We start from the raw sequence: 908 nt of genomic DNA, 5'->3' as shown, positions 1-908 counted from the left end.
GGCGTGCGGTCGCCGCCGGCGGCGATCTGCGTCACGCCGCCGCCGGCGCGGCGATCGAAGCGGAAGTCGCCGTTCGCCAGACGGTTCTTGAAACCGCCGCCGCCGCCGCTCGAGGCCGAAGCGATCTTGATCCATCGCCCGGCCGCGAGGTCGGCGACGAAGTCCCCGGCCGTGTGGGCCGTCAGACAGACGTAGGTTTCACCCTCGTAGGTGACGCAGGACGACGGCGCTGCCGCGGCGTAGTGAGTGCCGGTGATCCAGGGTTCCGGCGGCTGCCAGGGCGGCGGGCCGGTCGGACCGGTGTCGCCCTTGGCGCCGACCTGACGCCACCCGGTATCGTAAGAGCCGGGGTTCGTGGTCGGCCCCGAGACGTGCGGCTGGATGCACACCCACGCGAGGCCGGCATAGGACACGACACTCGCCGGAGGCCCCGGAGTGTACGACACGCCGGCCGACGACCAGGAGGCAATCGGCAGCCAGGAGGCCGGGCCGGTCGGCCCCGTCGCGCCCGTGTCGCCCTTCGCCGCGACCAGGCGCCAGTACCCGGCTGCGAGGTCGGCCGCGAACGTCCCGGCGAGGTGCCAGCCGATGCACACGAAGGTCGAGCCGCCCTGGGTCACGACGGAGGCCGGGGGTCCAGGCGTGTAGATCGTGCCGGTCGCCCATGCGGCGACGCCCGTCCATGCGGCCGGGCCGGTTGCACCCTGCTCGCCGGGCGGTCCCTGGCCGGCGATCTGGCCGATCCTGATCCACTTGCCGGCTGCGAGGTCGGTTTCGAACGTGCCGGCGACGTGGGTGACGGCGCAGATATAGGCCAAGTCGTCGAACGACACGGCGGAGGCCGGCGGCGTCGCATGATAGGCCGTCGCGGTCGTCCATGGGACGATCGTGTCGAACGCGAACGGGCC

Annotated in this window: 1 pseudogene; it reads right to left on the bottom strand. The window is 72.7% G+C overall.

Annotated elements, in window-relative coordinates:
- Positions 1-908 (bottom strand): annotated as a pseudogene (locus tag CH341_RS34695) (hypothetical protein); the annotation flags it as partial.

Source organism: Rhodoplanes roseus (assembly GCF_003258865.1).
Lineage (GTDB): Bacteria > Pseudomonadota > Alphaproteobacteria > Rhizobiales > Xanthobacteraceae > Rhodoplanes > Rhodoplanes roseus.
The sequence above is the reverse complement of the archived record's forward strand: the minus strand, read 5'-3'. Positions and strand labels throughout refer to the sequence as shown.